This is a genomic window from Streptomyces sp. NBC_01474 (genome assembly GCF_035918215.1).
Taxonomy (GTDB): domain Bacteria; phylum Actinomycetota; class Actinomycetes; order Streptomycetales; family Streptomycetaceae; genus Streptomyces; species Streptomyces aureus.
On record NZ_CP109449.1, the window covers coordinates 4,880,936 to 4,905,878 of the forward strand.

Genomic DNA, 24,943 nt, shown 5'->3' on the forward strand with positions numbered 1-24,943 from the left:
CGTCGGAGACCCGCGCCCCGTAAGGGGCGCGGGGAACTGCGCGACCAGCCGAAGCGGACCCGCAGCCGAAATCCGGCGTCCTCGCGGAGCGCCTAGTACTGCTCGGTCTCGACGAAGCCCGCGTCCGCGTCGTCGTCGGCGCCGAAGGCGTCGGCGGCGGCGGTCGGGTCGAAGCCGGGAGGCGAGTCCTTCAGCGCGAGGCCCATACCGGCCAGCTTCGCCTTGACCTCGTCGATCGACTTCGCACCGAAGTTGCGGATGTCGAGCAGGTCCGCCTCGGAACGGGCCACGAGCTCACCCACGGAGTGGATGCCCTCGCGCTTGAGGCAGTTGTACGAACGGACGGTGAGCTCGAGCTCCTCGATCGGCAGCGCCAGGTCGGCGGCCAGGGCGGCGTCCGTGGGGGACGGGCCCATGTCGATGCCCTCGGCGTCGATGTTCAGCTCGCGGGCGAGACCGAACAGCTCCACCAGGGTCTTACCGGCCGACGCCATGGCGTCACGCGGACGCATGGCCTGCTTCGTCTCGACGTCGACGATCAGCTTGTCGAAGTCGGTGCGCTGCTCGACACGCGTGGCCTCGACCTTGTACGTGACCTTCAGGACCGGCGAGTAGATCGAGTCGACCGGGATGCGCCCGATCTCCTGACCGACCTGCTTGTTCTGGACGGCGGAGACGTAGCCGCGACCGCGCTCGACGGTCAGCTCCATCTCCAGCTTGCCCTTGCCGTTGAGCGTGGCGAGGACGAGGTCGGGGTTGTGCACCTCGACACCGGCCGGGGGCGCGATGTCGGCGGCGGTGACCAGACCCGGGCCCTGCTTGCGCAGGTACATCACGACCGGCTCGTCGTGCTCCGAGGAGACGACCAGCTGCTTGATGTTCAGGATGAGGTCGGTGACGTCTTCCTTGACGCCCGGCACGGTGGTGAACTCGTGCAGGACACCGTCGATACGGATGGACGTGACCGCCGCACCCGGGATCGAGGAGAGAAGGGTCCGGCGCAGGGAGTTGCCGAGGGTGTAACCGAAGCCCGGCTCCAGCGGCTCGATCACGAACCGGGAGCGGAACTCGTCGACGACCTCTTCGGTCAACGACGGACGCTGAGCGATCAGCATGAAGTGATTCCTTCAGTCAGGGGCACCCACTATTTGATGCCCTGATGCCACCGGGTGGTAGCCCGGTGTCGATGCAGTACAAGGGTACGGGCGATACGGCCCATAAGAGCCGTACCGCCCGAAAACCTCAGACCAAGCAGTCGTACGTCAGATCAGACGCGGCGACGCTTGGGCGGACGGCAGCCGTTGTGCGGGGTCGGCGTGACGTCCTGGATCGAACCGACCTCGAGGCCCGTGGCCTGGAGGGAGCGGATCGCGGTCTCGCGGCCGGAGCCCGGACCCTTGACGAAGACGTCAACCTTGCGCATGCCGTGCTCCTGGGCGCGACGCGCGGCCGACTCGGCGGCCATCTGCGCGGCGAACGGAGTGGACTTGCGCGAGCCCTTGAAGCCGACGTGGCCGGCGGAGGCCCACGAGATCACGTTGCCGGTCGGGTCCGTGATGGACACGATCGTGTTGTTGAACGTGCTCTTGATGTGAGCGTGCCCGTGGGCAACGTTCTTCTTTTCCTTGCGGCGCACCTTCTTGGCAGCGCCCTGACGACCCTTGGGGGGCATCTATTACTCCTACGGGAGGTGGTCGGTCCTGCAGCGACAGCTGTCGATAGACCGCTGAGCGAGGACTACTTCTTGCCCGGCTTCTTCTTACCGGCGATGGCGCGACGCGGGCCCTTACGGGTACGAGCGTTCGTGCTGGTGCGCTGACCGCGGACGGGCAGGCCACGACGGTGGCGAAGACCCTGGTAGCAGCCGATCTCGACCTTGCGGCGGATGTCGGCCTGGATCTCGCGACGGAGGTCACCCTCGGTCTGGATGTTCGCGTCCACGTACTCGCGGATCTTGATCAGGTCCTCTTCGGACAGATCACGAACGCGGATGTTGCGGTCCACACCGGTGGCGTCCAGCGTCTGCTGGGACAGCGTGCGGCCAATGCCGAACACGTAGGTGAGGGCAACCTCTACGCGCTTGTCGCGCGGGAGGTCAACGCCTTCAAGGCGTGCCATTCAAGGCTCCTGTTGATACTCGGAGGTCTTCAGCAGAACCGTTCCCAGGTGCCGTACGAGGTACATCCTGGGTCCCCGGCCTCCGACCGGGGGTGTCGCCCTCCATTACCAATGGATCTGAAGAGGGACGGGTCCTGCATGTGTGCTTACTTGCGTCGCGCGAAACTCTGCGAACTGCAGTCGTGCGTCAGCCCTGGCGCTGCTTGTGGCGCGGGTTGTCGCAGATAACCATGACCCGGCCGTGACGGCGGATCACCCTGCACTTGTCGCAGATCTTCTTGACGCTCGGCTTGACCTTCATTGGGTGAGGTTCTCCGGGTCAGTGCCACCACCCCGCGCGAGGCAGGGTGCGGGCAAGATCTACTTGTACCGGTAGACGATCCGGCCACGCGTCAGGTCGTAAGGAGACAGCTCCACCACGACCCGGTCGTCAGGGAGGATGCGGATGTAGTGCATACGCATCTTGCCGCTGATGTGAGCCAGGACCTGGTGGCCGTTCTGGAGCTCCACCTTGAACATGGCGTTCGGAAGAGACTCGACGACAGTGCCTTCGATCTCGATGGCACCTTGCTTCTTGGCCACGCTTTGCCCTTCGAATCGACTACCTTGATCGACTCAGCACTTACATGCAGGCATGCGAGTGCACCAGAGCCGACGAGTCAGTCTACGTCAGGGCACCCGGAAAGACGAATCGGGGAAGTTTGCCCCACACTGAAGATCATTATGCAAGGGGATCCGGAGCAGCGGTGACGCCGAGCTCGGCCAGCTTCGCCTTGCCGCCATCGGGCGCCGTGAGGACCAGCGGGCCCTGTTCGGTCAGCGCGATGGAGTGCTCCCAGTGCGAGGACCAGGTGCCGTCCGTCGTGATGACCGTCCAGTCGTCCTCGAGAACCTCGGTGCGCGGGGTGCCGAGGGAGACCATCGGCTCGATCGCGAGGCAGAAGCCGGGGACGAGCTTCGGGCCCTTTCCGCGGCGGCGCTCGACATAGTTCAGCAGGTGCGGGTCCATGTGCATCTCGGTGCCGATGCCGTGGCCGCCGTAGTCCTCGACGATGCCGTACTTGCCGCCGCCCGGCTTGGGCTGGCGGCGGATGTAGGACTCGATGGCGCGGGAGATGTCGACGAGCCGGTTGCCGTTCTTCATCGCGGCGATGCCGGCCCACATCGACTCCTCGGTCACCCGGGAGAGCTCCACCAGCTCCGGAGCGTGACCGGTACCCACGAACGCGGTGTAAGCGGCGTCGCCGTGCCAGCCGTCGATGATCGCGCCGCAGTCGATGGAGATGATGTCGCCGTCCTTGAGGACGGTCTTGTCGTCCGGGATGCCGTGGACGACGACCTCGTTGACCGAGGTGCAGATGGTCGCGGGGAATCCCCCGTAGCCGAGGAAGTTCGACTTGGCCCCGTGCTCGTCGAGTACCTTGCGCGCGACCTCGTCCAGGTCCCGGGTGGTGGCACCGGGCACCGCGGCCTCACGCGTCGCCGCGTGGATCGCGGCGACGACCAGCCCCGCCTCACGCATCTTGGCGATCTGCTCGGGGGTCTTGATCTGCACCATGGGGGCCTGCGCTCTCCGTCTTCCGTACTACGGGTTTACCTGCACAACACTACGGCCGCGGCGCCCTGTACGGGCACCGCGGCCGGAGCAGCGTAACAACCGACTTACTTGTCGCGCTTGAGGGCGTCCATGGCCCGCGTGGTCACCTCGTCGACCTTGCCGAGCGCCGAGATCGTCCGCACCAGGCCCTGGGCCCGGTAGTAGTCGATGATCGGCTCGGTCTGCGTGTGGTAGACCTCGAGCCGCTTGCGGACGGTGTCCTCGCTGTCGTCCTCGCGCTGGTAGAGCTCGCCGCCGCAGACGTCACAGACGCCTTCCTGCTTCGGCTGCTTGTACGACACGTGGAAGACGTGCGCGGAGTCCTTGCGGCAGATGCGGCGGCCGGCGATGCGCTTGACCACCTCGTCCTCGGGGACCTCGAGGTCCAAGACCGCGTCGAGCTTCACTTCGTCCGCCTTGAGGGCGACGTCGAGCGCCTCGGCCTGCGAGACGTTGCGAGGGAAGCCGTCGAGCAGGAAGCCGTTCACGGCGTCCGGCTGCTCCATGCGGTCCTTGGCCATCCCGATGGTGACCTCGTCGGGAACCAGGTTGCCGGCGTCCATGAACGCCTTTGCCTGCTTGCCCAGCTCCGTGCCCTGGCTGATGTTGGCACGGAAGAGGTCGCCCGTGGAGATGTGCGGAATCGACAGGTTCTTGGCAAGGAACGCGGCCTGCGTTCCCTTGCCCGCACCGGGCGGCCCGACGAGGACGATACGCATCAGCGGAGGAACCCTTCGTAATTGCGCTGCTGAAGCTGGCTCTCGATCTGCTTCACCGTCTCCAGACCCACACCCACGATGATCAGGATGCTTGTCCCACCGAACGGGAAGTTCTGGCTTGCCCCGAAGCCAACCAACGCCATCGTTGGTACGAGAGCGATCAGACCCAGATACAGCGAACCCGGCCAGGTGATCCGGTTGAGTACGTAGCTCAGGTACTCAGCGGTCGGCCGGCCAGCCCGGATGCCCGGGATGAAGCCACCATACTTCTTCATGTTGTCCGCGACTTCCTCGGGGTTGAACGAGATCGCCACGTAGAAGAACGCGAAGAAAACGATCAGCAGGAAGTACGAAACGATGTAATAGGGGTGATTTCCCTTGGTCAGATGGTCGTTGATCCAGGTCTTCCACCCGGAATTGCCTCCCGCGAACTGCGCGACGAGGGCCGGGATGTAGAGCAGCGACGAAGCGAAGATGACAGGGATCACACCCGCCTGATTGACCTTCAGCGGGATGTACGTGGACGTACCGCCGTAAGACCGGCGACCGATCATGCGCTTCGCATACTGGACAGGGATTCGGCGCTGCGCCTGCTCGACGAAGACGACCAGGCCGACCATGACGAGGCCCACCAGGATCACGGCGCCGAACTCGATCCAGCCGCCGGCGAGGTTGCCGGTCGTCTTGATGGTCCACAGGGCGCTCGGGAAGGTGGCGGCGATCGAGATGAACATCAGGATCGACATGCCGTTGCCGATGCCGCGGTCGGTGATGAGCTCACCGAGCCACATGACGATGGCGGTGCCGGCGGTCATCGTGATGACCATCGTGATCGTCACGAAGATCGACTGGTCCGGGACGATCTGGTTCGCGACGGGGCAGCCCTGGAAGAGGGCGCCGCTGCGAGCGGTCGCGACGAGGCCGGTGCCCTGGAGGATGGCGAGCGCCACGGTCAGGTATCGCGTGTACTGCGTGATCTTCGAAGTACCCGCCTGACCCTCCTTCTTCAGGGCCTCGAGCCGCGGGATCACAACGGTGAGCAGCTGCAGGATGATGCTCGCGGTGATGTACGGCATGATGCCGAGCGCGAAGATCGTGATCTGCAGGAGCGCGCCACCACTGAACATGTTGACGAGACCGAACAGCCCCTGCGTGCCTTTGTTCGCGTCCACACATGTCTGGACGTTCGAGTAGCTGACTCCCGGGATCGGTACGTGTGTACCGATGCGGTAGATCACGATGATGCCGAGCGTGAAGAGCAGCTTCTTGCGCAGGTCGGGCGTCTTGAACGCCCGGGCGAACGCGGTGAGCACGGTGCCTCCTGCGACCCCCGCGCACGTGCGTCAGAGGTGACGGTCTTGAGGTTCGATGAATGAAGGAATGCGTAAACAGTCAAGCACCGGGTGAAGATCCGTCAGACACGTCGCCTTCAGGACACACCGCCCGGCCCGAGGCATCAGCCCCAGACGGATACAGCACAGTGCAGGCCACCATACCGGCGACCATGCCCCCTTGGAACGACCAACCGGGGATGCCCCAAATGTGGGGCATCCCCGGTCGGGAATCGCTCATGTCATCGAGACGCCTGAAAAGGTCAGACGAGCTCGGTGACGGTACCGCCGGCGGCGGTGATCTTCTCCTTGGCGGAGTTGGAGACGGCGTCAACCGTCACCTGCAGCGCCACGGTGAGCTCACCCTGGCCGAGCACCTTGACGAGGCTGTTCTTGCGAACGGCACCCTTGGCGACGAGACCCTCAACGGTGACCTCGCCACCTTCCGGGTACAGCGCGCTCAGCTTGTCGAGGTTCACGACCTGGAACTCGGTCTTGAACGGGTTCTTGAAGCCCTTGAGCTTCGGGAGACGCATGTGGAGGGGCATCTGGCCACCCTCGAAGCGCTCCGGAACCTGGTAACGGGCCTTCGTGCCCTTGGTACCACGACCGGCCGTCTTACCCTTGGATGCCTCACCGCGACCCACACGGGTCTTCGCGGTCTTGGCGCCCGGGGCGGGACGGAGGTTGTGGATCTTGAGCGGGTTGTTCTCCGCCATGATCAGTCGACCTCCTCGACCGTCACGAGGTGCCGCACGGTGTTAGCCATGCCGCGGAACTCGGGACGATCCTCCTTGACGACCACGTCGTTCAGGCGCTTGAGCCCGAGCGAACGCAGGGTGTCGCGGTGGTTCTGCTTGCTGCCGATGTACGACTTCGTCTGCGTGATCTTGAGGCGAGCCATTACGCACCCGCTCCCGCACGTGCACGAAGCAGAGCCGCGGGGGCGACGTCCTCGAGGGGCAGACCACGGCGAGCCGCGATCTCCTCGGGACGCTGCAGGCCCTTGAGGGCCGCCACGGTCGCGTGCACGATGTTGATCGCGTTCGACGAGCCGAGAGACTTCGACAGGATGTCGTGAACGCCGGCGCACTCGAGCACGGCGCGCACCGGGCCACCGGCGATAACGCCGGTACCGGGAGCAGCCGGCTTGAGCAGGACAACGCCCGCAGCCTTCTCGCCCGTGATCGGGTGCGGGATGGTGCCCTGGATACGGGGGACCTTGAAGAAGTGCTTCTTGGCCTCCTCAACACCCTTGGCGATGGCGGCCGGCACCTCCTTGGCCTTGCCGTAACCGACGCCTACCGTGCCATCGCCATCGCCCACTACGACGAGCGCAGTGAAGCTGAAGCGACGGCCACCCTTGACAACCTTGGCGACGCGGTTGATCGCGACAACGCGCTCAACGTATGCGGTCTTCTCGGCGGCAGGGCCACCGTCGCGACCCTTCCGGTCCCGCCGCTCGCCGCCACCGGCACCGCTTCCGCGGCGCTGGGGTCCAGCCATTGGAATTACCTCTCTTCGTTTTCCGCTAGCTACGGAACCGGATCAGAACTTCAGACCGGCTTCGCGGGCGGCGTCCGCCAGAGCGGCGATGCGCCCGGCGTACTGGTTACCACCACGGTCGAACACGACAGCCTCGACGCCCGCGGCCTTGGCACGCTCGGCGACCAGGGCGCCGACCTTGACGGCCTGCGCGGACTTGTCGGCCTCGGCACCACGGATCGAGGTGTCCAGGGTCGACGCAGACGCGAGGGTGTGACCCTTAACGTCGTCGATGACCTGGGCCACGATGTGGCGGTTCGAACGCGTCACGACCAGGCGCGGACGCTCGGCCGTACCCGAAACATGCTTACGGATACGAATGTGACGGCGCTTGATGGCAGCACGCTTGTAAGCGTCGCCCTTAGCAATCTTGACACCGTATGCCATGGCTTACTTACCCGCCTTTCCGACCTTGCGGCGGATGACTTCGCCTTCGTACTTGACGCCCTTGGCCTTGTACGGGTCGGGCTTGCGCAGCTTGCGGATGTTGGCCGCAACCTCGCCGACCTTCTGCTTGTCGATGCCCTCGACCGAGAACTTGGTCGGCGACTCGACCTTGAAGGAGATGCCCTCGGGCGCCTCGATCACGATCGAGTGGCTGTAGCCGAGCGAGAACTCCAGGTTGGAGCCCTTCGCCAGGACGCGGTAACCGACACCGCTGATCTCGAGCTTCTTCACGTAACCCTGGGTCACGCCGGTGATCATGTTGGCCACCAGCGTGCGGGACAGGCCGTGCAGAGCCTTGTTCTGACGCTCATCATTGGGACGGGCGACGTTCAGCACGCCGTCCTCGTCCTTCGTGATGACGATCGGAGCGACGATCGTGTGGCTGAGGGAACCCTTGGGGCCCTTAACCGAGACCGTACGACCGTCGATGGTGACGTCCACGCCGGCGGGAACCGTGATGGGGAGCTTGCCAATACGCGACATTAGCTATTCCTCCGTTCCCGACTACCAGACGTAGGCGAGGACTTCCCCACCTACGCCCTTCTTGCCTGCCTGCTGGCCGGTCAGGAGACCGTGCGACGTGGAGATGATCGCCACGCCGAGGCCGCCGAGGACCTTGGGCAGGTTGGTGGACTTCGCGTAAACCCGGAGACCGGGCTTGGAGATCCGCTTGATGCCCGCAATGGAGCGCTCACGGTTCGGGCCGAACTTGAGCTCGAGGACGAGGTTCTTGCCAACCTCGGCGTCCTCGGTCTTCCAGCCCGTGATGAAGCCCTCCTGCTGGAGGATCTCCGCGATGTGAGACTTGATCTTGCTGTGCGGCATCGCCACGGTGTCGTGGTACGCCGAGTTCGCGTTACGCAGACGAGTCAGCATGTCCGCGATCGGATCAGTCATGGTCATGAATTGGCCTTCGGCCTCTCTCGCCGGGGTTTCCTGTATGCGCCATCCCTCTCCCCACACAGAGGCGGGACGGGTGCGGTGCGGGGACCTACGGCGTAGTAAGTCGGTATGGGCGGCGGGCGCCCAACCCCACAAGCCTACGGCATGTGAAGGGGGGCTCCCGCCGACCAAATACTTACCGAGAGCGTCCGGTAATTCCCAAGTCCCTAAGGACAGAAGGGGATTACCAGGAGCTCTTGGTCACGCCCGGCAGCTCGCCACGGTGAGCCATCTCACGAAGGCACACGCGGCAGAGGCCGAACTTGCGGTACACGGAGTGCGGGCGGCCGCAGCGCTGGCAGCGGGTGTAGCCACGCACACCGAACTTCGGCTTACGAGCAGCCTTGGCAATAAGAGCCTTCTTCGCCATCTCGGTTACGCCTCCTTGAAGGGGAAGCCGAGGTGACGAAGGAGCGCGCGGCCCTCAGCGTCGTTGGTCGCCGTGGTGACCACGGTGATGTCCATACCCCGGACGCGGTCGATCTTGTCCTGGTCGATCTCGTGGAACATGACCTGCTCCGTGAGACCGAAGGTGTAGTTGCCACGGCCGTCGAACTGCTTGGGAGACAGACCACGGAAGTCGCGGATGCGCGGAAGCGCGAGCGACAGGGTGCGGTCCAGGAACTCCCACATGCGGTCGCCACGGAGCGTGACGTGGGCACCGATCGGCTGACCCTCACGCAGCTTGAACTGCGCGATGGACTTGCGGGCCTTGGTGATGGCCGGCTTCTGACCGGTGATCGTGGTCAGGTCACGGACGGCACCGTCCATGAGCTTGGAGTCACGGGCGGCGTCGCCGACACCCATGTTGACCACAATCTTGACGAGGCCCGGGGTCTGCATGACGTTCTCGTAGGAGAACTCTTCCTGCAGCTTGCCCGCGATCTCCTCGCGGTACTTCGTCTTGAGACGCGGAGTCGTGGTGGTAGCCATCAGATGTCCTCACCCGTCCGCTTGGCAACGCGAACCTTGTTGCCCTCGTCGTCGAAGCGGTAACCGACACGCGTGACGACCTTGTTGCCGTCCTTCTCCACCACGAGCTGAACGTTGCTCACGTGGACAGGGGCCTCGGTCGTGACGATGCCACCGGCCTGCGAACCGCTGGCGGTGGGGCCGGCCTTGGTGTGCTTCTTGACCCGGTTGACACCCTCGACCAGGACGCGGTCCTCGCGGGGGAAGGCCGCGATGACCTTGCCCTGCTTGCCCTTGTCCTTACCGGTGATGACCTGTACCAGGTCGCCCTTCTTGATCTTCATGCTTACAGCACCTCCGGCGCGAGCGAGATGATCTTCATGAACTTCTTCTCGCGCAGCTCACGGCCCACCGGGCCGAAGATACGGGTGCCACGAGGGTCGCCGTCGTTCTTCAGAATGACGGCGGCGTTCTCGTCGAAGCGGATGTACGAGCCGTCCGGACGGCGGCGCTCCTTGACGGTGCGAACGATGACCGCCTTGACGACGTCACCCTTCTTCACGTTGCCGCCGGGGATCGCGTCCTTGACGGTGGCGACGATGACGTCACCGATGCCCGCGTAGCGGCGACCCGAGCCACCGAGAACACGGATGGTGAGAATTTCCTTCGCACCCGTGTTGTCGGCGACGCGCAGTCGCGACTCCTGCTGGATCACGTCTATCTCCTGATTGTCTGCCGGTTCCCCCGGGGCAGTTCAGTGAACTGCCCCGGGAGCCTGGCGGAACGAACTCTGAGGGATACCCCTCAGAGCTGTACTTGTTGGAATTCCCTTGCGGGAATTACCTACTTGGCCTTCTCGAGGATCTCGACGATGCGCCAGCGCTTGGTCGCCGACAGCGGACGCGTCTCCATGATGAGGACGCGGTCGCCGACGCCGGCAGCGTTCTGCTCGTCGTGCGCCTTGAGCTTGTTCGTACGGCGGATGACCTTGCCGTACAGCGCGTGCTTGACGCGGTCCTCGACAGCGACGACGACGGTCTTGTCCATCTTGTCGCTGACGACCAGACCCTCACGGGTCTTGCGGAAGCCGCGGGCAGCAGTTTCTTCAGTCACGTTGCTCTCGCTCATCAGGCGCTCTCCACCGTCTCGATGCCCAGCTCGCGCTCACGCATGAGGGTGTAGATCCGCGCGATGTCCTTGCGGACGGCCTTCAGCCGACCGTGGTTCTCGAGCTGACCGGTCGCCGCCTGGAAACGGAGGTTGAACAGCTCTTCCTTGGCCTCGCGGAGCTTGTTGAGGAGCTCCTCGTTGCCCAGTTCGCGCAGCTCGGACGCCTTGGTACCGGCCGACATCACGACTCACCTGCCTCGCGCCGAACAATCCGGCACTTCATCGGAAGCTTGTGAGCAGCGCGGGTAAGCGCCTCACGCGCAATCTTCTCGTTCGGGTAGGACAGCTCGAACATCACCCGACCCGGGTGAACGTTCGCGACCCACCACTCGGGGGAACCCTTACCGGAACCCATGCGGGTCTCGGCGGGCTTCTTCGTAAGCGGGCGGTCCGGGTAGATGTTGATCCAGACCTTGCCGCCACGCTTGATGTGGCGGGTCATCGCGATACGAGCCGCCTCGATCTGGCGGTTGGTCACGTACGCCGGCGTGAGGGCCTGAATGCCGTACTCGCCGAACGCAACCGTCGTACCACCCTTGGCCTGACCGCGGCGCTTGGGGTGGTGCTGCTTGCGGTGCTTGACCCTACGGGGGATCAGCATTTCGGTCAGGCCTCCGTTCCGGTGCTCTCAGCCGGAGCGGCAGCGGCGGGCGCGTCAGCCTTGGGGGCCTCTGCGGCCGGAGCCGACTGCTGCTGCGGCTTGCGGCCGCGGCCGCCACGCTCGCCACCACGGCCACCGCCGCGGGCCGGACGGTCGTTGCCGCCACCACGGGCCGGGCGGTTACCCGCACGGGCCGCAGCGTTCTCGGCGCGGACCTCGGCGATGTTCTTGACGTCGCCCTTGTAGATCCAGACCTTCACGCCGATACGGCCGAAGGTCGTCTTGGCCTCGAAGAAGCCGTAGTCCACGTTCGCGCGCAGCGTGTGCAGCGGCACACGACCCTCGCGGTAGAACTCGGACCGGGACATCTCGGCGCCGCCGAGACGGCCACCACACTGGATCTTGATGCCCTTGGCGCCGGCCTTCATCGACGTCTGCATGCTCTTACGCATGGCGCGACGGAAGGAGACGCGGGAGGACAGCTGCTCGGCAACGGCCTGAGCAACCAGCTGAGCGTCGGTCTCGGGGTTCTTGACCTCGAGGATGTTCAGCTGGACCTGCTTGCCCGTGAGCTTCTCGAGGTCACCGCGGATGCGGTCGGCCTCGGCGCCACGGCGGCCGATGACGATGCCCGGACGAGCGGTGTGGATGTCCACACGCACGCGGTCACGGGTGCGCTCGATCTCAACCTTCGAGATGCCGGCGCGCTCCATGCCGGAGGTCATCATGCGACGGATGGCTACGTCTTCCTTGACGTAGTCCTTGTACAGCTTGTCGGCGTACCAACGGGACTTGAAGTCCGTGGTGATACCGAGCCGGAACCCGTGCGGGTTTACCTTCTGGCCCATTACCGGGTTCCTTCCTTGCTGCTGACGACCACGGTGATGTGGCTGGTCCGCTTACGGATCCGGTAGGCACGACCCTGAGCACGCGGACGGAACCGCTTCAGGGTCGGGCCCTCATCCACGTACGCCTCGCTGATGACCAGCGAATTGGCGTCGGTGTGGTCGTAGTTGTGTGCAGCGTTGGCGATGGCGCTGTCCAGCACCTTGCCAACCGGCACGCTCGCGGCCTGCGGGGCGAAACGCAGGACCGCCTGAGCCTCCGTGGCATCCATGCCACGGATGAGGTCCACCACTCGGCGGGCCTTCATGGGCGTGACGCGGATGTACCGCGCCTGGGCCCTGGCTTCCATGGTTGTCCCTTCAGTGTTCGTCATAGTCGATTCCACCCCGCCTTAGCGGCGCTTCGACTTCCGGTCGTCCTTGACGTGACCCCGGAAGGTGCGCGTCGGCGAGAACTCGCCGAGCTTGTGGCCGACCATCGACTCGGTGACGAACACCGGGATGTGGATCTTGCCATTGTGCACCGCGATGGTGTGACCCAGCATGCTGGGGATGATCATCGAGCGACGGGACCAGGTCTTGATGACGTTCTTGGTGCCGGCTTCGTTCTGTACGTCCACCTTCTTTACGAGGTGGTCGTCGACGAAGGGCCCCTTCTTGAGACTGCGCGGCATCTAAACCCGCTCCTAGCGCTTCTTGTTCGTCTTGCGGCGGCGGACGATGTACTTGTTCGAAGCCTTCTTCGGCGAACGAGTACGACCCTCCTTCTGACCCCACGGGGAGACCGGGTGGCGACCACCGGAGGTCTTGCCCTCACCACCACCGTGCGGGTGGTCAACCGGGTTCATCGCCACACCGCGGACGGTCGGACGAACGCCGAGCCAGCGCTTGCGGCCGGCCTTGCCCCAGTTGATGTTCGACTGCTCGGCGTTGCCGACCTCGCCGATGGTGGCGCGGCAGCGAACGTCGACCAGGCGAATCTCGCCGGACGGCATACGCAGGTGGGCCATCTGGCCCTCCTTCGCCAGCAGCTGCACGGAGGCACCTGCGGAGCGGGCGAACTTGGCACCGCCACCGGGACGGAGCTCGATCGCGTGGATCGTGGTACCGACCGGGATGTTGCGGAGCGCCAGGTTGTTGCCCGGCTTGATGTCGGCCCCAGGACCGTTCTCGATGCGGTCGCCCTGCGACAGACCACGCGGAGCGACGATGTAACGCTTCTCGCCGTCGGCGTAGTGCAGCAGCGCGATGCGCGCGGTGCGGTTGGGGTCGTACTCGATGTGCGCGACCTTCGCCGGCACGCCGTCCTTGTCGTGACGACGGAAGTCGATCACTCGGTAGGCGCGCTTGTGTCCGCCACCCTGGTGGCGAACGGTCACACGACCGGCGTTGTTACGGCCGCCCTTGCTGTGCAGCGGGCGGACCAGCGACTTCTCCGGCGTGGACCGCGTGACCTCGACGAAGTCGGCGACGGAGGAGCCACGGCGGCCCGGCGTCGTCGGCTTGTACTTGCGGATTCCCATTTCTCAGTCCTCGTCCGATATTCGGACCAAGGCGCTCCGTTAGGAGGCCTGGCCGAAGATGTCGATACGGTCGCCCTCAGCGAGGGTCACGATCGCGCGCTTGCTGTCGGCACGCTTGCCGAAGCCCGTCTTGGTCCGCTTGCGCTTGCCCTGACGGTTGATCGTGTTGACTCCGGTGACCTTGACCGAGAAGACCGCCTGGACGGCCTGCTTGATCTGGGTCTTGTTGGCACGCGGGTCAACGATGAAGGTGTACTTGCCCTCATCGAGGAGCGCGTAGCTCTTCTCGGAGACGACCGGCTTGAGGAGGACGTCACGGGGATCCGTGAAGCTCTTGCTCAGCGGCGTCTCAACGGTGTTCTTGCCCTCGGCCTCGTGGCGCTTCGCCTTGGCGATGCGCGCGGCCTTGGCGGCCTTGGCCGCCTTGGGGGCGATGCTCGGGTGACGCGTAGCCATCAGGCTTCGCTCCCTTCGGTGTCAGTGGCCTGCGGGCCGGACACGAAGGACTCGAAGGCGGCCTGGGTGAAGACCACGTCGTCCGAGACGAGAACGTCGTACGTGTTCAGCTGGCCCGGCTCCAGGATGTGGACCTGGGGCAGGTTGCGAGCGGAGAGCAGCGCGGCCTCGTCGGCACGGTCGATCACCAGGAGCAGGTTCTTGCGCTCCGAGATCTTGGCGAGCAGCGACTTGGCGGCCTTGGTGGAGACTCCGCCGTCGACCACGCCGGTGACGACGTGGATGCGAGCGTTGCGGGCCCGGTCGGTGAGGGCGTGGCGCAGGGCCGCGGCCTTCATCTTCTTCGGGGTCCGCTGCGAGTAGTCACGCGGCTGCGGGCCGTGGACGACGCCACCGCCGGCGAACTGCGGCGCACGGGTCGAACCCTGGCGCGCGCGGCCGGTGCCCTTCTGGCGGTAAGGCTTGCGCCCACCACCGCGGACCTCGCCACGACGCTTGGTCTTGTGCGTGCCCTGACGGGCAGCGGCCAGCTGTGCGACGACGACCTGGTGGAGAAGCGGGATGCTGATCTTCTCTACGTCGAAGATCTCCGCGGGGAGCTCGACCGTCCCGGCCTTGTCGCCTGCCGGCGAAAGGATGTCAATGGTGCTCATCGGTTCCTCAAACCCCCTTGGCCGCGGTACGGACCAGGACGAGGCCACCGTTCGGACCCGGGACTGCGCCCTTGATGAGGAGCAGACCCTTCTCCGCGTCAACGGCGTGAACGGTCAGGTTCTGGGTGGTGACCCGCTCGTTGCCCATGCGACCCGCCATGCGCATGCCCTTGAAGACACGGCCGGGGGTGGCACAGCCACCGATGGAACCGGGCATGCGGTGCACACGGTGTGCACCGTGGGACGCCTTGCCACCCTTGAAGTTGTGGCGCTTCATGACACCGGCGAAGCCCTTGCCCTTGCTCTTCGCGGTGACGTCAACCTTGACGCCGGCCTCGAAGACCTCGGCAGTGATCTCCTGGCCCAGCGTGTACTCGCTGGCGCCGGGGGTACGGAGCTCCACCAGGTGGCGGCGCGGGGTTACATCGGCCTTGGCGAAGTGGCCCTTGAGGGGCTTGTTCACCTTGCGCGGGTCGATCTCGCCGAAGGCGATCTGGACCGACTCGTAGCCGTCAGTGTCGTTCGTACGGACCTGGGTCACGACGTTCGGACCGGCCTTGACCACGGTGACCGGGACGACACGGTTGTTGTCGTCCCAGACCTGGGTCATGCCGAGCTTCTCGCCCAGGATGCCCTTGATCTGCTTAGCCATCTCTTCCGCGCCTCTCAGAGCTTGATCTCGATGTCAACGCCGGCCGGAAGGTCCAGGCGCATCAACGAGTCAACGGTCTTGGGCGTCGGGTCGAGGATGTCGATCAGGCGCTTGTGCGTGCGCATCTCGAAGTGCTCGCGAGAGTCCTTGTACTTGTGCGGCGACTTGATGACGCAGTACACGTTCTTCTCAGTGGGCAGCGGCACCGGGCCTGCGACCGACGCACCAGTGCGGGTCACCGTCTCGACGATCTTCTTCGCCGAGCTGTCGATGACCTCGTGGTCGTAGGCCTTGAGCCGGATGCGGATCTTCTGTCCCGCCATGGCTACTAGTAGTCCTGTCTCTCGAAACGCTCTGGAACCTGGCGGGTCCTATTCCGTCCTCCTCCGACCCACGCGGTCGGGCGTGTCGCAGTCTCACTGACGGAAATATCCATACGGATTTCCCTGCGAGGGACTGCGGCCCAAGAACCGCGAAGCCGGGGGAAGAAACCCACCGGGCGCCTGGCTGAACAACCTCGCTGCACTTCCCGAAAGATTCCCGTACGTCCGCCCTAGCGCTGCCTTACGGCAGATGGGGCGACGAGTACTGTGGGACTCGCTTCCGGTCCTCCCGGCGGGAGGCGCGCAGCATCGGCACTCAACCGAGCAACCCCGACAGTCTGCCACAGGCCGACCATGCCTGGCCAATCGAGCCGTAGAGAGTACCCCCGGAGTGACGAAGGTCAAACCGGGGGTGGGTGTTGCGGGGCGGCGTGTTCGTGCCGGCCGGTCGCCGGCATCTCCCGGCAGTCAATCGGAGGGCATCCGCGTCGATGACAGACCTCGCACGCCCGGACGACGACCGTGGCTGTCTGCGGGTGGTGCTCGCCCTGCCGTTCGGCGTGCTCACACTCGTCGCCGCGTACTTCTGCTGGACGGCCATCTCCATTCGCCCGTACGGGAGTTGGGACGACGACGCGTACGCGGGCATCGCCCTGTCGTGCGCCGTCACCATTGCGGCCGCCGGATCGGTGGCAGCGCTCTGGCTGCTGCCGTCCGCGCGGCGGGTCATCGGGTGGGTGTGGGTCGCGCCCGCTCTGACACTCGGGATCGCGGCGGCGGTGCGGTGGGGCATCAGCGGCTGAGCCGCGAAACTCCCGGCCCGCGAAGAACGCCGGTTCGGGTGAACGGAACATGTCTTTGCATGGAACCTGACCCCACTGACGAGCCTCTTCTCGGCTGAAGCACCGAGAAGCAGCGCACATTCCGACCGCTGCGTACGGCGGACGGAGGACGACACGTGCGACGTGGACGTAGGCAGGACAAGCGTGATCAGAACGCGGAGGACGGAATCGGCGGGCGAATAGCCGACGGGGGGGAGCGCTTCCCTGCGGCACCCGGCGTTCACGGGCGCCGGGCCGTACTCATCGGGGGCACCGCCGTCGCCGCCGCCACCGCGGCCGCCCTCGTGGTCCACACGGCCACGACCGCGCCCCCGGCCCGCGCCACCGCCCCCTCCCCCGCCTCCGGCCGCCCCGCGGCGCAGGGCGATCACGCCCTGCTGCTCCAGGTCCTCGCCCACCCCGACGACGACCTGTACTTCATGAACCCGGACACCAGCCAGGCCGTCGCCACCGGTATCCCGCTTGTCTGCGTGTACGTCACCGCGGGCGAGGCCGACGGCGTCAACAAGATCCCCGGCCGCCCGCACCCCCCGGCCGACAAGTCCGCGTACGCCTCCGCCCGTCACCAGGGGCTCCGCCAGTCCTATGCGACCCAGCTCGGCCTGCCGGTCTTCACCGGCTGGCGCACCGAGGTCACCACGCTCGCGGGCGGGCACCAGGCCGAGGTGAACACCCTGGAACACCGGGGCCGCCGCGTCGAGCTGGTCTTCCTCGACCTCGCGATGCACACCCCGGCGGGCCACATGGGCGCCCCGGCACTGTGGCGGGAGCGCGGACTGCCGCTGCGCACGGTCGTCGTCAACGGGTCACCGGTGCGTCAGGCACAGATGTACGACTACGACGGACTCGTCGACGTACTCGTGGCCCTCTTCGAGCGCTACCGGCCCACCCTCGTGCACACGCTCGACCCGGACCCCGACATCCAGCACAGCGATCTGCGGACCCGCATACGTGACAGCGAGCAGCCCGGTTTCTCCGACCACGCCGACCACACGGCCGTGGCCGCGTTCACCTGGGCGGCGCTGATCCGCTGGTCGCAGACCGCGGCGGGCGGGCCTCCCCCGTTCGCGGCCACCGCCTTCCGCGGCTACTACAACCACCACTGGCCCGAGAACCTCCCCGAGGCCGTGCTGCACGCCAAGGCCGCCCACCTGATGCCGTACGGCGCGGCCCCTGACTGGCAGTGCGGAAACCCCTCCGGCTGCGGCGACTACAACGTCGGCGGGAACCGCCCCCTCACCAACCACAAGGGCTGGGTCCGTTCGACGCACTACCGCTATCCGGGCCCACGGATCGCCCTGGCCCAGGAACCGGACGGCAAGCTGACCGGCTACGGCGTGCTCGGCATGCGTGCCGTCCGCTGGCGCGAGACCCCACAAGGGGACTTCGGCCGGCCCACGGACCTGGGCGGCGGCCCGCTCGCGCCGGCCCTCGGCTCCGCGACCCTCCGCGACGGACGGCAGCTACTGCTCGGCCTGCGGCTCGCGGCCCTCGAAGGGCGCGGCGGCTCCGACCTGCGCGAGATCGTGGTCCTCGAACAGCGCGCCCCCGGCGGGGAGTTCGGCTCCTGGTCCGGTCTCGGCAACCCGGAGACCGATCCCGTGCGCGGCCGTCGCATCGGCGTCCCCATCGCCGTAACCGCCCGCGACGGACAGGTCCATCTCTTCGTACGGGACGCGGACCAGGGCATCAGTACACGGGTACGCGGCCTCGACGGCCGCTGGTCGCCGTGGCGCGGTCTCGGCGGCGGGCCCGTGCAGGACGGTCTGACCGCGGTCGTCGGTGAGGACGGCGGCGTCCATGTGTACGCGCCGGGACGCGACACGGTGCACCACTGGACGCCGGAGGGACCCGCGCCGCTCGCCGGGCTGCCGGTACCCTCCGACGCCGTGGCCGCCGCGGGCGGCCGGCTCTACTACCGGACCCCCGCCTCGTCGGCGCTGACGGCGACGGCCGGACCTCCGGTCGACTTCCCCGGCTACGGCCCCGTGACCGCCGACGGGCCATACCTCCTGGGCCGGGACACCGGCGGCACGCTCCAGCTGCTGCACCGCGGCCGGATCCAGCGGGCCGCGCGCGACCTGGTCACCCTCGACGGACCCGCCCTGCGCGCCACCCCGCGCGGTCCCATGGCCGCGGGCCTCTCCCCCGCCGCCCGGCCATGGCTGTGGCGCCCGGACAGCTCCACCGGCACCGGGACCGCCCGCAAGATCTGAGCCCCCACCAAGAAGCGCGCATGCGAAAGGGCCCGTACGACCGAAGTCGTACGGGCCCTTTCTGGTGCTCGCTGGAGCTACCAGGTCAAACCGTCAAGGAAATTACTTGACGATCTTGGTGACCTGGCCGGCGCCCACGGTCCGGCCACCCTCACGGATGGCGAACTTCAGGCCCTCTTCCATGGCGACGGGCTGGATGAGCGCAACGTTCATCTCAGTGTTGTCGCCCGGCATGACCATCTCGGTGCCCTCGGGGAGGGTCACAACGCCGGTCACGTCCGTCGTGCGGAAGTAGAACTGCGGGCGGTAGTTGTTGAAGAAGGGGGTGTGACGGCCACCCTCGTCCTTCGACAGGATGTAGGCCTGGGCCTCGAACTCGGTGTGCGGCGTGACCGAACCGGGCTTGATGATGACCTGGCCGCGCTCGACGTCCTCGCGCTTGATGCCACGGAGGAGCAGACCGACGTTCTCACCGGCCTGGCCCTCGTCGAGCAGCTTGCGGAACATCTCGATGCCGGTGACCGTGGTGGTGGTCTTCTCGGTCTTGATACCGACGATGTCGACGGTCTCGTTGACCTTGAGGACACCACGCTCGATGCGGCCGGTGACGACGGTGCCACGACCGGTGATCGTGAAGACGTCCTCGATCGGCATCAGGAACGGCTTGTCGACGTCACGCTCGGGCTGCGGGATCGACTCGTCGACGGCGGCCATGAGGTTCAGGATCGACTGACCCCACTCCTTGTCGCCCTCGAGCGCCTTGAGCGCCGAGACCTTGACGACCGGCAGGTCGTCGCCCGGGAACTCGTACTCGGAGAGGAGCTCACGGACCTCGAGCTCGACGAGCTCCAGGATCTCCTCGTCGTCCACCATGTCGGCCTTGTTCAGGGCGACGACGATGTACGGAACGCCGACCTGGCGGGCCAGGAGCACGTGCTCCTTGGTCTGCGGCATCGGGCCGTCGGTGGCGGCGACCACGAGGATGGCACCGTCCATCTGCGCGGCACCCGTGATCATGTTCTTGATGTAGTCCGCGTGACCGGGGCAGTCGACGTGCGCGTAGTGACGCGTCTCCGTCTGGTACTCGACGTGCGCGATCGAGATCGTGATACCGCGCTGGCGCTCCTCAGGAGCCTTGTCGATCTGGTCGAAGGCCGAGGCCTCGTTCAGGTCCGGGTACGCGTCGTGCAGCACCTTGGTAATGGCGGCCGTGAGGGTCGTCTTACCGTGGTCAATGTGACCGATGGTGCCGATGTTGACGTGCGGCTTAGTCCGCTCGAACTTCGCCTTCGCCACTGGGTCCTCCTGTGGAGTGGTTCTGTACGCCTTGCTTCATCGGCGCCAGGTGATCTTTGCTGGGAAACCCGCCGCCGGGGTCCGGGATTCACGAACCCCAGCGGTCGGTGTCAAGCCTAAAGCGTGAACTCGGGTGAGTTACTCGCCCTTGGCCTTCGCGATGATCTCCTCGGCGACGTTCCGCGGAACCTCGGCGTAGGAGTCGAACTGCATCGAGTAGCTTGCGCGACCCGACGTCTTGCTGCGGAGGTCGCCGACGTAGCCGAACATCTCCGAGAGGGGCACGAGGCCCTTCACGACACGGGCGCCGCTGCGCTCCTCCATGGCCTGAATCTGACCACGGCGGGAGTTGATGTCGCCGATGACGTCGCCCATGTAGTCCTCGGGCGTGGTGACCTCAACGGCCATCATCGGCTCGAGCAGCACGGGCTTGGCCTTGCGCGCGGCCTCCTTGAAGGCCTGCGAACCGGCGATCTTGAAGGCGAGCTCGGAGGAGTCGACCTCGTGGTAGCCACCGTCGAGAAGGATGACGCGGACGCCAGTCATCTCGTAGCCGGCCAGGATGCCGAACTGCATGGCCTCCTGCGCACCCGCGTCCACCGACGGGATGTACTCCCGGGGGATGCGGCCACCGGTGACCTTGTTCACGAACTCGTACGACGACTCGCCGCTCTCGATCGGCTCGATCGCGATCTGCACCTTGGCGAACTGACCGGTACCACCGGTCTGCTTCTTGTGGGTGTAGTCGTGACGCTCGACGGCCTGACGGATCGTCTCGCGGTAAGCGACCTGCGGCTTGCCGACGTTCGCCTCGACGCGGAACTCGCGCTTCATGCGGTCGACGAGCACCTCGAGGTGAAGTTCGCCCATACCACCGATGATGGTCTGGCCGGTCTCCTCGTCCGAGTGGACCTGGAAGGAGGGGTCCTCCTCCGAGAGGCGCTGGATGGCGACACCCAGCTTCTCCTGGTCGCCCTTGGACTTCGGCTCGATGGCGACCTGGATGACCGGCGCCGGGAAGTCCATGGACTCCAGGATCACCGGCTGCTTGTCGTCACAGAGCGTCTCACCCGTGGTGGTCTGCTTCAGACCCATGACGGCGACGATGTCACCGGCGCCCACCGACTCGATCTCCTCACGCTTGTTCGCGTGCATACGGTAGATCTTGCCGATGCGCTCCTTCTTGCCCTTGACGGAGTTCAGCACGGCGGTGCCGGACTCCAGGCGGCCCGAGTAAACCCGGACGAAGGTGAGCTTGCCGAGGTGCGGGTCGCTCATGATCTTGAACGCCAGCGCCGAGAGGGGCTCCTCGTCGGACGGCTTGCGCTTGACGACCGTCTCCGGGTCCTTGACGTCGTGGCCTTCGATGGCCTCGACGTCCAGGGGAGAAGGCAGGTAGCGCACGACGGCGTCGAGCAGGGGCTGAACGCCCTTGTTCTTGAACGCGGTGCCGCAGAACACGGGGGTGACGGTGGTGTCGCCGCCCTTGCCGGAGGCGATGGTGATGCGACGGATCGCCGCGTACAGCTGGTCCACCGAGGGCTCGGTGCCCTCGAGGTACAGCTCCATCATCTCTTCGTCGTTCTCCGCGACGACCTCGAGCAGCTTGCCGCGCCACTCGTCGGCTGCCTCGGTGTGCGTGGCCGGGATGTCGACGATGTCGTACGCCTCGCCCTTGGCCGCCTCGGCGGACCAGACGAACGCCTTCATCGTGACGAGGTCGACGACACCCTGGAAGTCCATCTCGGCGCCGATGGGCAGCTGCATGACGATCGGGGTCGCACCGAGGCGGTTGACGATCATGTCGACGCAGCGGTGGAACTCGGCGCCCGTACGGTCGAGCTTGTTGACGAAGCAGATACGCGGCACGCCGTAGCGGTCCGCCTGACGCCAGACAGTCTCGGACTGGGGCTCAACGCCGGCAACGCCGTCGAACACCGTCACGGCACCGTCGAGGACGCGGAGCGAACGCTCCACCTCGACGGTGAAGTCCACGTGGCCCGGGGTGTCGATGATGTTGATGGTGTGGTCGACATCGTTCAGCGGCCAGTGACAGGTGGTGGCAGCAGAGGTGATCGTGATGCCACGCTCCTGCTCCTGCTCCATCCAGTCCATGGTCGCGGCGCCGTCGTGGACCTCACCGATCTTGTACGAAACACCGGTGTAGAACAGGATCCGCTCGGTGGTCGTCGTCTTGCCCGCGTCGATGTGGGCCATGATGCCGATGTTGCGCACATGGGCCAGGTCAAGTGAAGTGGTAGCCATCTCGGCTCAGTCTTCTCTCGGTCTCGATGTGGGTAGCGACTACCAGCGGTAGTGCGCGAAGGCCTTGTTGGACTCGGCCATCTTGTGGGTGTCCTCGCGCTTCTTCACAGCGGCGCCAAGGCCGTTGGAGGCGTCGAGGAGCTCGTTGAGGAGACGCTCGGTCATCGTCTTCTCGCGACGGGCGCGGGAGTAGCCGACCAGCCAGCGCAGGGCCAGCGTGCTGGCGCGACCGGGCTTGACCTCGATCGGCACCTGGTACGTGGCGCCACCGACGCGGCGGGACTTGACCTCAAGGGTCGGCTTGATGTTCTCGAGCGCGCGCTTGAGCGTGATGACCGGGTCGTTGCCGGTCTTCTCGCGCAGGCCCTCCATGGCGCCGTACACGATGCGCTCGGCAGTGGAGCGCTTGCCGTTCAGCAGCACCTTGTTGATGAGGGAGGTCACCAGAGGAGAACCGTAGACCGGGTCGATGATGACCGGGCGCTTCGGGGCGGGGCCCTTACGAGGCATTCTTACTTCTCCTTCTTGGCGCCGTAGCGGCTGCGGGCCTGCTTGCGGTTCTTGACACCCTGGGTGTCAAGCGAACCGCGGATGATCTTGTAACGAACACCAGGCAGGTCCTTCACACGGCCGCCACGCACGAGCACGATGGAGTGCTCCTGCAGGTTGTGTCCCTCACCCGGAATGTAGGCCGTGACCTCGATGCCGCTGGTCAGGCGCACACGCGCGACCTTACGGAGGGCCGAGTTCGGCTTCTTCGGGGTGGTCGTGAACACGCGCGTGCAGACGCCGCGACGCTGGGGCGAACCCTCGAGTGCGGGCGTCTTGTTCTTCTCGACCTTGTCCTGCCGGCCCTTCCGGACCAGCTGCTGGATCGTAGGCACTACTTCTCCGGTTTCTGTGTGCCGAATAGTAAAACTAACCTGGAACATCTCCCGACCCACGCGGTCGGGTGTGTCGAATACTGTGAACTCCCGCCGCCAAGCAGGAAGGGCGCAGATTACGGTGGCCCTTCTCGGACTCCCGCAGCGGCTGACGACACGCACGAGAGCCCAGGCACACCCCAGGCACAAGGTCTGAGCGTACCTACCTCATCGGGTTCGGTCAAAACAAATGCAGTCCACCGCGACACGCCGGACTTCTCGCACCCCCGAACCATCCGTTCGTGGCCCGATCCTGGCCATTCCATGTTCACGCATCACTCGGCTTGGGGAGCTTGATCGCTCGCTGTAACGCTCAGGGGGCACATGGCAGGGGCGCACCGATCAGGGTGACGGAGGTCTCGACGACCGCACCCCCTTCCTGGCCCGCCTGGAATCCGATCACCTATGTGGCGAGCGGTGAGCGCGACGCCCCGACACGGCTGACCCGTGAACTCCATCAGCTCGCGCGGCCGGGTCAGCCGCGGCTTCTCGATCGAGGACAGCCCACGCGCCGAGCACGCGGCCCAGGAGGCACTGGCAGGAGGCACTGGAGGCCGGCAGCTGCACTGCGGGCATCGGCCTGGCCGCCCCCGCGTCCTGCGGCTGCGCCTGGACGACGAGGCGATCGCGCACCGGCACGAGCAGCGGAGCCTGCGCTACGAGACCGAGCTGCCCGACGCCGCGCACGAGTTCCGGCTCCGCCAGGCCCGGCAGCAGCACGAGCTGGAGGTCCTGCGCCAGCAGCAGGACCAGATACCGGCCTCCGCGAAGATCAACTTCTGCCGGTACCGGTTCCAGCACGGCGGCGTCGAAGCGTGGGCCCTTCACCTCCGCCCAGCGCCTCGAAGACACGCGGCTGGTCGTCAGCGACATCCAGGAGGGCCAACTCTCGCCCACAGAAGAAGAGTTGGAACTGATCGCCGGGGACTAGGAGCGTGTCTCAGTAACCGGCAACTGGCGGACAGCCGTACAGACGGTCTGCTGCGGATCCTGCGGAAAATCGATCGAGCGTAAGGCGGGAGGGCCGTAGCGTACTCGGCATGTCGAATGTGAACTTTCAAGCCGCCCCTGAGCCGCTACTGCAGCGGCTCAGGACTGCGCTGCCAGCTGCCATGCGGGCCCGGGACAAGGTGGCACTGGCCGTGCTCCGCTCCACCCTGGCGGCGATCGAGAACGCTGAGGCCGTCGAGCTGTCCGCAATGCCCGGCGGCAGCCCGGCGATCGAGCAGACCCCGGTGGGTGCCGGCGCGGCTGAGGCACCCCGGCGGGAGCTGACCGAGGCCGATGTCGAGCGGATCGTCCGAGCCGAACTGGCCGAACGAGAGGCCGCGGCCCAGGCCTACGACCAGGCGGGTCAGCCCGCCCAGGCCGAGCAACTGCGCACCGGGATCAGCATTCTCTCTGCGTACCTGCTCGACCCCGCGACCGCTGAGCATGCCTAGGAGCGTGGGCGAGTAATCAGCGACCCGCTTGCGTTTCGTGATCATTCGTGCGGAATGATGACGGTATGCAAGGTGGGGATGGGATGTTCGAGGTCGAGCCGGTCGAGAAGAAGGGGCCGCATGGT

37 protein-coding genes are annotated in these 24,943 nt (G+C 66.0%); 3 read left to right on the top strand and 34 right to left on the bottom strand.

What is annotated here, in order from left to right; all coding sequences use genetic code 11:
- Positions 1 to 92: 92 nt before the first annotated feature.
- The 29 genes from OG758_RS22260 to rpsJ all read right to left on the bottom strand — a co-directional run bounded on the left by OG758_RS22260 (position 93) and on the right by rpsJ (position 15,834).
- Positions 93 to 1,115: a DNA-directed RNA polymerase subunit alpha gene (locus tag OG758_RS22260; RefSeq protein ID WP_003966937.1), complete on the bottom strand. Its 1,023-nt coding sequence runs from the start codon at positions 1,113 to 1,115 to the stop codon at positions 93 to 95.
- Positions 1,116 to 1,267: 152 nt separating this feature from the next.
- The gene (gene rpsK, locus OG758_RS22265) at positions 1,268 to 1,672 is read right to left on the bottom strand and encodes a 30S ribosomal protein S11 (protein ID WP_003948617.1); all 405 of its coding nucleotides are present in this window, start codon (positions 1,670 to 1,672) and stop codon (positions 1,268 to 1,270) included.
- Between the two features lie 65 nt (positions 1,673 to 1,737).
- Positions 1,738 to 2,118, bottom strand: a complete 381-nt coding sequence (rpsM, locus tag OG758_RS22270) for a 30S ribosomal protein S13 (protein ID WP_100594870.1) — start codon at positions 2,116 to 2,118, stop codon at positions 1,738 to 1,740.
- A gap of 187 nt (positions 2,119 to 2,305) precedes the next feature.
- Positions 2,306 to 2,419 (bottom strand): 50S ribosomal protein L36, encoded by a 114-nt coding sequence (gene rpmJ, locus OG758_RS22275; RefSeq protein ID WP_003974245.1) that lies wholly within the window; start codon positions 2,417 to 2,419, stop codon positions 2,306 to 2,308.
- A 59-nt stretch (positions 2,420 to 2,478) separates the two neighbouring features.
- Positions 2,479 to 2,700, bottom strand: coding sequence for a translation initiation factor IF-1 (gene infA / locus OG758_RS22280; RefSeq protein WP_003948620.1), 222 nt, complete (start codon positions 2,698 to 2,700; stop codon positions 2,479 to 2,481).
- A gap of 139 nt (positions 2,701 to 2,839) precedes the next feature.
- Entirely contained in the window at positions 2,840 to 3,676 is an 837-nt protein-coding gene (gene map / locus OG758_RS22285; protein ID WP_116511040.1) for a type I methionyl aminopeptidase, read from the bottom strand.
- Positions 3,677 to 3,780: 104 nt separating this feature from the next.
- Positions 3,781 to 4,434: an adenylate kinase gene (locus OG758_RS22290; protein ID WP_326711614.1), complete on the bottom strand. Its 654-nt coding sequence runs from the start codon at positions 4,432 to 4,434 to the stop codon at positions 3,781 to 3,783.
- Positions 4,434 to 5,747: a preprotein translocase subunit SecY gene (gene secY, locus OG758_RS22295; RefSeq protein WP_266561169.1), complete on the bottom strand. Its 1,314-nt coding sequence runs from the start codon at positions 5,745 to 5,747 to the stop codon at positions 4,434 to 4,436. Before secY ends, OG758_RS22290 begins: the two co-directional genes overlap by 1 nt.
- 281 nt (positions 5,748 to 6,028) lie before the next feature.
- Positions 6,029 to 6,484: a 50S ribosomal protein L15 gene (rplO, locus tag OG758_RS22300; protein ID WP_100594874.1), complete on the bottom strand. Its 456-nt coding sequence runs from the start codon at positions 6,482 to 6,484 to the stop codon at positions 6,029 to 6,031.
- Positions 6,485 to 6,486: 2 nt separating this feature from the next.
- Complete coding sequence (gene rpmD, locus OG758_RS22305; RefSeq protein ID WP_041985698.1) at positions 6,487 to 6,669, bottom strand: 50S ribosomal protein L30; 183 nt, start codon at positions 6,667 to 6,669, stop codon at positions 6,487 to 6,489.
- Positions 6,669 to 7,271, bottom strand: coding sequence for a 30S ribosomal protein S5 (gene rpsE / locus OG758_RS22310; RefSeq protein WP_326711615.1), 603 nt, complete (start codon positions 7,269 to 7,271; stop codon positions 6,669 to 6,671). The genes rpmD and rpsE overlap by 1 nt, the downstream gene beginning before the upstream one ends.
- A gap of 42 nt (positions 7,272 to 7,313) precedes the next feature.
- Positions 7,314 to 7,697: a 50S ribosomal protein L18 gene (gene rplR / locus OG758_RS22315; protein WP_326711616.1), complete on the bottom strand. Its 384-nt coding sequence runs from the start codon at positions 7,695 to 7,697 to the stop codon at positions 7,314 to 7,316.
- Positions 7,698 to 7,700: 3 nt separating this feature from the next.
- Complete coding sequence (gene rplF / locus OG758_RS22320) at positions 7,701 to 8,240, bottom strand: 50S ribosomal protein L6 (RefSeq protein ID WP_100594877.1); 540 nt, start codon at positions 8,238 to 8,240, stop codon at positions 7,701 to 7,703.
- Positions 8,241 to 8,261: 21 nt separating this feature from the next.
- Positions 8,262 to 8,660: a 30S ribosomal protein S8 gene (rpsH, locus tag OG758_RS22325; protein WP_030221010.1), complete on the bottom strand. Its 399-nt coding sequence runs from the start codon at positions 8,658 to 8,660 to the stop codon at positions 8,262 to 8,264.
- A gap of 223 nt (positions 8,661 to 8,883) precedes the next feature.
- Complete coding sequence (locus OG758_RS22330; protein WP_003948630.1) at positions 8,884 to 9,069, bottom strand: type Z 30S ribosomal protein S14; 186 nt, start codon at positions 9,067 to 9,069, stop codon at positions 8,884 to 8,886.
- Between the two features lie 5 nt (positions 9,070 to 9,074).
- Positions 9,075 to 9,632 carry a 50S ribosomal protein L5 gene (rplE, locus tag OG758_RS22335; RefSeq protein WP_100594878.1) on the bottom strand — a complete coding sequence of 186 codons (558 nt, stop codon included), beginning with the start codon at positions 9,630 to 9,632 and terminating at the stop codon, positions 9,075 to 9,077.
- Positions 9,632 to 9,955 carry a 50S ribosomal protein L24 gene (gene rplX, locus OG758_RS22340; protein WP_100594879.1) on the bottom strand — a complete coding sequence of 108 codons (324 nt, stop codon included), beginning with the start codon at positions 9,953 to 9,955 and terminating at the stop codon, positions 9,632 to 9,634. The genes rplE and rplX overlap by 1 nt, the downstream gene beginning before the upstream one ends.
- A gap of 2 nt (positions 9,956 to 9,957) precedes the next feature.
- Positions 9,958 to 10,326, bottom strand: coding sequence for a 50S ribosomal protein L14 (gene rplN / locus OG758_RS22345; RefSeq protein ID WP_003974257.1), 369 nt, complete (start codon positions 10,324 to 10,326; stop codon positions 9,958 to 9,960).
- Positions 10,327 to 10,454: 128 nt separating this feature from the next.
- Complete coding sequence (gene rpsQ, locus OG758_RS22350) at positions 10,455 to 10,739, bottom strand: 30S ribosomal protein S17 (RefSeq protein ID WP_100594880.1); 285 nt, start codon at positions 10,737 to 10,739, stop codon at positions 10,455 to 10,457.
- Complete coding sequence (gene rpmC / locus OG758_RS22355; protein ID WP_010036720.1) at positions 10,739 to 10,963, bottom strand: 50S ribosomal protein L29; 225 nt, start codon at positions 10,961 to 10,963, stop codon at positions 10,739 to 10,741. Before rpmC ends, rpsQ begins: the two co-directional genes overlap by 1 nt.
- The gene (gene rplP / locus OG758_RS22360; RefSeq protein WP_030782563.1) at positions 10,963 to 11,382 is read right to left on the bottom strand and encodes a 50S ribosomal protein L16; all 420 of its coding nucleotides are present in this window, start codon (positions 11,380 to 11,382) and stop codon (positions 10,963 to 10,965) included. The genes rpmC and rplP overlap by 1 nt, the downstream gene beginning before the upstream one ends.
- Positions 11,383 to 11,387: 5 nt before the next feature.
- The gene (gene rpsC, locus OG758_RS22365) at positions 11,388 to 12,230 is read right to left on the bottom strand and encodes a 30S ribosomal protein S3 (protein ID WP_326711617.1); all 843 of its coding nucleotides are present in this window, start codon (positions 12,228 to 12,230) and stop codon (positions 11,388 to 11,390) included.
- Positions 12,230 to 12,577, bottom strand: coding sequence for a 50S ribosomal protein L22 (rplV, locus tag OG758_RS22370; protein WP_026249422.1), 348 nt, complete (start codon positions 12,575 to 12,577; stop codon positions 12,230 to 12,232). Before rplV ends, rpsC begins: the two co-directional genes overlap by 1 nt.
- 42 nt (positions 12,578 to 12,619) lie before the next feature.
- Positions 12,620 to 12,901, bottom strand: coding sequence for a 30S ribosomal protein S19 (gene rpsS, locus OG758_RS22375; protein WP_100594882.1), 282 nt, complete (start codon positions 12,899 to 12,901; stop codon positions 12,620 to 12,622).
- Between the two features lie 12 nt (positions 12,902 to 12,913).
- The gene (gene rplB, locus OG758_RS22380) at positions 12,914 to 13,750 is read right to left on the bottom strand and encodes a 50S ribosomal protein L2 (protein WP_266561187.1); all 837 of its coding nucleotides are present in this window, start codon (positions 13,748 to 13,750) and stop codon (positions 12,914 to 12,916) included.
- A 39-nt stretch (positions 13,751 to 13,789) separates the two neighbouring features.
- Positions 13,790 to 14,206 (bottom strand): 50S ribosomal protein L23, encoded by a 417-nt coding sequence (gene rplW, locus OG758_RS22385; RefSeq protein WP_100594884.1) that lies wholly within the window; start codon positions 14,204 to 14,206, stop codon positions 13,790 to 13,792.
- Positions 14,206 to 14,859 carry a 50S ribosomal protein L4 gene (gene rplD / locus OG758_RS22390; protein WP_100594885.1) on the bottom strand — a complete coding sequence of 218 codons (654 nt, stop codon included), beginning with the start codon at positions 14,857 to 14,859 and terminating at the stop codon, positions 14,206 to 14,208. The genes rplW and rplD overlap by 1 nt, the downstream gene beginning before the upstream one ends.
- Positions 14,860 to 14,866: 7 nt before the next feature.
- Positions 14,867 to 15,511: a 50S ribosomal protein L3 gene (gene rplC, locus OG758_RS22395; protein WP_100594886.1), complete on the bottom strand. Its 645-nt coding sequence runs from the start codon at positions 15,509 to 15,511 to the stop codon at positions 14,867 to 14,869.
- Positions 15,512 to 15,525: 14 nt separating this feature from the next.
- Positions 15,526 to 15,834 carry a 30S ribosomal protein S10 gene (gene rpsJ, locus OG758_RS22400; RefSeq protein WP_003948644.1) on the bottom strand — a complete coding sequence of 103 codons (309 nt, stop codon included), beginning with the start codon at positions 15,832 to 15,834 and terminating at the stop codon, positions 15,526 to 15,528.
- Between the two features lie 491 nt (positions 15,835 to 16,325).
- On the opposite strand from rpsJ, the gene OG758_RS22405 reads away from it, so the two are divergent.
- A complete protein-coding gene (locus OG758_RS22405) occupies positions 16,326 to 16,637 on the top strand; it encodes a hypothetical protein (RefSeq protein ID WP_326711618.1) in 312 nt (103 codons plus the stop codon).
- A 206-nt stretch (positions 16,638 to 16,843) separates the two neighbouring features.
- The gene (locus OG758_RS22410) at positions 16,844 to 18,892 is read left to right on the top strand and encodes a PIG-L family deacetylase (RefSeq protein WP_405656650.1); all 2,049 of its coding nucleotides are present in this window, start codon (positions 16,844 to 16,846) and stop codon (positions 18,890 to 18,892) included.
- Between the two features lie 102 nt (positions 18,893 to 18,994).
- Here OG758_RS22410 and tuf read toward each other — a convergent pair whose 3' ends face one another.
- The 5 genes from tuf to OG758_RS22435 all read right to left on the bottom strand — a co-directional run bounded on the left by tuf (position 18,995) and on the right by OG758_RS22435 (position 24,249).
- Positions 18,995 to 20,188: an elongation factor Tu gene (gene tuf / locus OG758_RS22415; RefSeq protein WP_100594894.1), complete on the bottom strand. Its 1,194-nt coding sequence runs from the start codon at positions 20,186 to 20,188 to the stop codon at positions 18,995 to 18,997.
- Positions 20,189 to 20,326: 138 nt separating this feature from the next.
- A complete protein-coding gene (fusA, locus tag OG758_RS22420; RefSeq protein WP_326711619.1) occupies positions 20,327 to 22,453 on the bottom strand; it encodes an elongation factor G in 2,127 nt (708 codons plus the stop codon).
- 39 nt (positions 22,454 to 22,492) lie between these two features.
- Positions 22,493 to 22,963, bottom strand: coding sequence for a 30S ribosomal protein S7 (gene rpsG, locus OG758_RS22425; RefSeq protein ID WP_081218873.1), 471 nt, complete (start codon positions 22,961 to 22,963; stop codon positions 22,493 to 22,495).
- Between the two features lie 2 nt (positions 22,964 to 22,965).
- Positions 22,966 to 23,337 carry a 30S ribosomal protein S12 gene (gene rpsL / locus OG758_RS22430; RefSeq protein WP_003948652.1) on the bottom strand — a complete coding sequence of 124 codons (372 nt, stop codon included), beginning with the start codon at positions 23,335 to 23,337 and terminating at the stop codon, positions 22,966 to 22,968.
- Between the two features lie 438 nt (positions 23,338 to 23,775).
- Positions 23,776 to 24,249 (bottom strand): hypothetical protein, encoded by a 474-nt coding sequence (locus OG758_RS22435; RefSeq protein ID WP_326711620.1) that lies wholly within the window; start codon positions 24,247 to 24,249, stop codon positions 23,776 to 23,778.
- Positions 24,250 to 24,416: 167 nt separating this feature from the next.
- On the opposite strand from OG758_RS22435, the gene OG758_RS22440 reads away from it, so the two are divergent.
- A complete protein-coding gene (locus tag OG758_RS22440; protein WP_326711621.1) occupies positions 24,417 to 24,818 on the top strand; it encodes a hypothetical protein in 402 nt (133 codons plus the stop codon).
- The last annotated feature ends 125 nt before the right edge of the window (positions 24,819 to 24,943 follow it).